At 41.0% G+C, this 5,216-nt stretch carries 3 protein-coding genes and 9 tRNA genes; 8 read left to right on the top strand and 4 right to left on the bottom strand.

From position 1 onward, the window contains the following. Positions 1 to 134: 134 nt before the first annotated feature. Together N475_RS23965 and N475_RS23960 are read right to left on the bottom strand one after the other, a co-directional pair. Positions 135 to 210, bottom strand: a tRNA-Glu gene (locus N475_RS23965). A gap of 70 nt (positions 211 to 280) precedes the next feature. Then, positions 281 to 356, bottom strand: a tRNA-Ala gene (locus N475_RS23960). A 522-nt stretch (positions 357 to 878) separates the two neighbouring features. Between N475_RS23960 and N475_RS23955 the strand changes: the two genes are divergently transcribed. The 8 genes from N475_RS23955 (at position 879) to N475_RS23920 (ending at position 3,318) form a co-directional block, all read left to right on the top strand. Continuing rightward, positions 879 to 954 (top strand) — tRNA-Val (locus N475_RS23955). A 19-nt stretch (positions 955 to 973) separates the two neighbouring features. Continuing rightward, positions 974 to 1,049, top strand: a tRNA-Val gene (locus N475_RS23950). Between the two features lie 17 nt (positions 1,050 to 1,066). Beyond that, positions 1,067 to 1,142 (top strand) — tRNA-Val (locus N475_RS23945). Between the two features lie 14 nt (positions 1,143 to 1,156). After that, positions 1,157 to 1,232: transfer RNA gene (locus tag N475_RS23940), tRNA-Val, on the top strand. 49 nt (positions 1,233 to 1,281) lie between these two features. Continuing rightward, positions 1,282 to 1,357: transfer RNA gene (locus N475_RS23935), tRNA-Val, on the top strand. Between the two features lie 20 nt (positions 1,358 to 1,377). Beyond that, positions 1,378 to 1,453: transfer RNA gene (locus N475_RS23930), tRNA-Val, on the top strand. A 14-nt stretch (positions 1,454 to 1,467) separates the two neighbouring features. Continuing rightward, positions 1,468 to 1,543: transfer RNA gene (locus N475_RS23925), tRNA-Val, on the top strand. Positions 1,544 to 1,689: 146 nt separating this feature from the next. Further along, positions 1,690 to 3,318 carry a response regulator gene (locus N475_RS23920; RefSeq protein ID WP_063358053.1) on the top strand — a complete coding sequence of 543 codons (1,629 nt, stop codon included), beginning with the start codon at positions 1,690 to 1,692 and terminating at the stop codon, positions 3,316 to 3,318. Positions 3,319 to 3,335: 17 nt separating this feature from the next. Here the strand turns inward: N475_RS23920 and msrB are convergent, their stop codons facing one another. Next, a complete protein-coding gene (gene msrB, locus N475_RS23915) occupies positions 3,336 to 3,791 on the bottom strand; it encodes a peptide-methionine (R)-S-oxide reductase MsrB (RefSeq protein ID WP_063358054.1) in 456 nt (151 codons plus the stop codon). A gap of 305 nt (positions 3,792 to 4,096) precedes the next feature. After that, positions 4,097 to 4,582 carry a DUF2919 domain-containing protein gene (locus N475_RS23910; RefSeq protein WP_081232492.1) on the bottom strand — a complete coding sequence of 162 codons (486 nt, stop codon included), beginning with the start codon at positions 4,580 to 4,582 and terminating at the stop codon, positions 4,097 to 4,099. Positions 4,583 to 5,216 lie beyond the last annotated feature (634 nt).

Below are 5,216 nucleotides of genomic sequence, written 5' to 3'. Positions count from 1 at the left end.
TGCTTCAATAATTTTTTGTTAGCGTGAAGGACGAGTACACGAGACCGAACCTCATTATAACAAAACAATTTTGTGTCACTAGGACTGGTTATTTAGACTCTTACCATGTGAGCTTGGTACTTACTTAAAGTAAGTGGCGTCCCCTAGGGGATTCGAACCCCTGTTACCGCCGTGAAAGGGCGGTGTCCTAGGCCTCTAGACGAAGGGGACACAATTTTAATTTTAAACATTCGAAGTTTAAAACTAAATAATGTCACTAGGACTTTTATCAACGATGTTTTGGTGGAGCTAGACGGGATCGAACCGTCGACCTCCTCGCTGCCAGCGAGGCGCTCTCCCAGCTGAGCTATAGCCCCAAACTGCCAACGTCTTTTAAGACGTGCATCGCTGAGTGCGGGGCGCATTCTATGCAGGCACGAAAATAAAGTCAACAATTTTTAGTGAAGTTTTTTCTAACTGCTTTAAAAAACACCCAAGAGGACACAATATATACAAAGCACTTGTAAACTTCAATCAAAGCGCTTGTTTTAGCTCACTTTTAAACCCATTTAATGCATACATAACAACATCCTGATATTAATATCATACTGGCGGCATCACATATAATACTTTACGAACTAAAAATTTAAGAATTAACAACAATTGCCAGTTGCCCCCTCTCCTACTTTGTAAATTAAAAAACAGCAGCCCCTGCCCTACTCTAACTTACTTAAAGTTCCTTTATAATGAAGAACTATTGAAATCTAAGAGATTTGATTATTATTACAGCAACCGAACGAATTTTTCATTCTAGCTATTGACTCCTTTGTTGTTACACCTATAATAGCGCCCCACAACGACGCTGCTTAATGCATAAAACGTTGTTGTAAACTAGATATGGGTTGTTAGCTCAGTTGGGAGAGCATCGCCCTTACAAGGCGAGGGTCACTGGTTCAAGTCCAGTACAACCCACCACATATCTAAATTCTATATTGGGTTGTTAGCTCAGTTGGGAGAGCATCGCCCTTACAAGGCGAGGGTCACTGGTTCAAGTCCAGTACAACCCACCAATATAGAAATGTAATTTGGGTGATTAGCTCAGTTGGGAGAGCATCGCCCTTACAAGGCGAGGGTCACTGGTTCAAGTCCAGTATCACCCACCAAATTACAGTATCCCGGGTTGTTAGCTCAGTTGGGAGAGCATCGCCCTTACAAGGCGAGGGTCACTGGTTCAAGTCCAGTACAACCCACCATTTTAAAATCCGCTCTGCGGTTGGACTCTGTCCAGAAAAATCTATATTTGGGTTGTTAGCTCAGTTGGGAGAGCATCGCCCTTACAAGGCGAGGGTCACTGGTTCAAGTCCAGTACAACCCACCAATAAATATAGAATGTAATTTGGGTGATTAGCTCAGTTGGGAGAGCATCGCCCTTACAAGGCGAGGGTCACTGGTTCAAGTCCAGTATCACCCACCAAATTACAATATCCCGGGTTGTTAGCTCAGTTGGGAGAGCATCGCCCTTACAAGGCGAGGGTCACTGGTTCAAGTCCAGTACAACCCACCATTCTTATTTCATCTCTATTTTTCAATGTTTATGAACAAGCTTGTTAACTCTATTAACTTAACACTGCTCATCTTTTGCTGAACTATTTTAAAACTCAAAAGAAACGACTAGACTAAAAACATTGATAGCAACACATCTAACTCAATATGCCAGTTCAACCATTTGTTAATTCAAAAATTTTAATTGTGGAAGAACAACCTCTGGCGCTTAGTTATCTAAAACAATCGCTGGAGCGTTTGGCTTATCGCAATGTATTTATTGCTGAATCAGCTGCTGTTGCTAAAGAAAGTTGTCAAACAAATAAATTTGAACTCATCATTTGCTCTTTTGATTTAAGTAAACGTCAAAACGGCTATCAGTTATATGAAGAGCTCCTTCAGAAACGTCTTATCAAACGTTGTACTGGTTTTATTTTCACGTCTGCCGAAACAAGCCCAGAGCTAGTTCATAGTGTTGTTGAATTACAACCCGATGACTTTTTAGTTAAGCCTTTTACAATTAAAGATTTAAAGGCGAGAATTGAACGGATCTTAAAAAGAAAACAAGGTCTTAGAAGGATCTATACGCTAATTGACGACGAAAACCACTCGAAGGCTCTCAAGTTCATTAATAACGAATTGGATAGCCAACAACATACTTACTCTGTGATGTTGTTAAAACTCAAAGGTGAAACACTGCTCAAACTCAAACGTTATGATGAGGCAAAGCAGTTTTATAAATCCGCTTTAGAGTTACAAAAGTTCACTTGGGCAAAGCTTGGACTAGTTGAAGCACTCATTGCGAACGATGAAGACATAACGGCACAAAAGTTTCTTAAAGGGTTAATAGAGAAGAGTGAAACTCGCCTTGCAGCCCTAGATCTTCTAGGCAGATTAGAACTCAAGCTAAATCAATTTGAACATGCCCAAAAAGCATTGCACGAAGCTTCTCAAATTGCGCCTCGAAACCTATCTCGGCAAAAATCACTCAGTACTGTCGCAATGATTAACCATGACTATGAGTGCAGTTATAACGCACAGAAAGAAATTGCAAATTTTGCCCGTTACTCAATTCACGACAGTCCAGAGGTGTATCTCAATGCTGCAAGAGCAGGGATCGACTTTGCATTGGCTACTGATCAACATGAACAGATCCAAAAAATTACACGACAAACTCAACAATACTTGAGCGATTTGAAAAAGCAGTTTCCCAATGCCATCAATCAAACTCAAGTTGACGTGCTTAACGCGCGAATGCATTACCTTAAGGATGAACATAAAAAAGCTAGGCATCTTATGGAGCAGCTAGAAGATGAGGCAGTGATCCGCTCGGTTGATGCCGCACTTGATAAAGCCAAAGCTTTCCATGAGTTAGGTTTTCAACACAAAGCACAAGCGCTGTTTAGCCAAATTATCGACCATTGTGAACGGCACCAAGCACAAGAAGACCCAGTAATGATGCACTACTTACATCAACAACATGATGAGCGTAAAGACATTACAATGGGTCCAAAAGAGCTGAATAACCATGCTGTAAAACAGTTTAACAAAGGCGAGTTGGACGTGGCACTGGAAGCTTTTTCTCAAGCGTTCCGAGTTATGCCTAAAAATGCCAGTATTGCTTTGAATTTGCTACAGTGCCTGACAGATGCAACAGGGAAAAAAGGCATTACGTTTAATACAAATTTGGCTAAAAAATGTGTAAAAGTATTGCAAAGTTCAGAATTAGACTCGGAGCAACTTACAAGGTTTGATAAGTTGCTCGCGCAAATGAAAGAAATGGGACTCGCCAATTAACCTTGCAGAAATCACCATTATTGGCTTACTGTTTCTTGCTTCACCATGGCCAGTGCGTTAACACAATACCTCAAACCGCTTGGCTTTGGACCATCAGGAAATACATGCCCCAGGTGCGCATCACAGACATTACAAACTATTTCGACTCTAGCCATACCATGGGTGTTATCTAAAATATAAGCGATCGCACTTGGGTCTGCTGGCTGTGTAAATGAAGGCCATCCTGAACCACTCTCAAACTTCTCTTGAGCATCAAACAGTAGCTCACCACAACAAGCGCACTCATATTGGCCAGGTTCGAACAGACTACATGACTGAGAGCTAAAAGGCCTCTCTGTTCCTTTGTTTCGAGTGATATGGAATACTGAAGGCTCCAGCAATGCTTGCCACTGCATCATACTCTTTTCTACCCTTCTGGGTGGCGTAGGGTTACCTTCATTGGCCCACTTAAGGATATCTTGCCAAATTAACATGATGATGTTCCTAGTAATATATTATTGTTAATGTTTTCAGCTAATAACACTATTTCGCCTCTCTCGATGTACAGGCACACCCTACACTAACTTCATGACATCTCTAGGTCTAAACAATACACCAGTTCCCAGAAGGTTGACAACCGTTCATAATGGGTGATATTTGACAATATGCTGTCAAAGGTACATGTTACTTCTCAACAATAAAATGACGTAAACGCGTTAAGAAAACCTTTACCGCTTACGTTCAAGAGAACGACAAAACCCCAATTACCATTTAGGCTTTCGGTTGCTTTTGCGTCAAGCTATTTAGCTTCAGGTTCCGGCCAATCACTAAAAAAACACGTTAAGTAACGGCTATTTATTAGGTACAATAATACCCAAGAAACCAACACAATCTGACTCGCCAAATAAAAAGAAAATTGATAGTGACCATTTGCAGCTTGCATCAGCAGCCAAGCTAAATCTAGCAGAGCAGCAATTAACAAAGGCCAGCGCATGTAACCCCAAATATCACCCCAGCGAGGTGTGCTAGTTGGGCGACGCATAGAAAAAACCAAGGCTGGCAATAAGGCTATTGAGCCAATACCTATTGCAATAAAGAAGTTGTCTTTTGACGGGAAAAACAAACTCATAATATCCAAGTCAGGACGCCAAGTTAACGCTGACATTAGCCAAATTAAAAATGGTCGCAATAGTACAATGAGGGTCAAATTGAAGCCCAAAGGAGTTTTGTAAACGCCATACTTGTCCCAATATTCTGGTCCGAAACGACCTTGCAGTTTACTCACATCACCCTCTCTTTACTTCGTAGAATTCACTGATTTGATGCCACTCTTAATCCAAGTATGTATGGAAGCCTACTCCGCTCTACTATACTCTCGGTATTGAGCAATACTAACATCTTAGTGCTGCACTAACATGGCAGTGTGTCAGTAAACCTAACGTTTGACTGTTAGCAGCATGCTAAGCACGCAAAAATAACCCTGACCACTTTACGTACAGTCTCAATGGAGGCATTTCCAGCGTTTTCAAGAGCACAAGATTGTACATTGATGTTCGGTTTTCCTGATAGTAAATATTCAAAGGGCTAAATTTCTGAAAACAAGGAAATTCGCAATACCTGATTCTCGAACAAGAGTGCCAATGGCAGCTTGTTAATTGTGATTTTAGAACTTATGCATATTCAGTACGCCTAAGCCCTTAGACTAAAATTGGACTAGGGGCTTAGACGAGACGCTATAAACTTGACAGGCTTATATTTGTGCTTCCATTTCTGACTCTAGCTGTTGGTTATTTCTACTGGCCTCTAAATTACCCAAGCAATTGAAAAATAAATTAAAACCAAGCTAGCTTCACACTGTTTCCCAACTTCTCAAAAGCACCTAGTGCTTTTGAGAACATCTGTAACTCCCCCAAAAAATG

The organism is Pseudoalteromonas luteoviolacea DSM 6061, assembly GCF_001625655.1.
Classification (GTDB): domain Bacteria; phylum Pseudomonadota; class Gammaproteobacteria; order Enterobacterales; family Alteromonadaceae; genus Pseudoalteromonas; species Pseudoalteromonas luteoviolacea.
The sequence above is the reverse complement of the archived record's forward strand: the minus strand, read 5'-3'. Positions and strand labels throughout refer to the sequence as shown.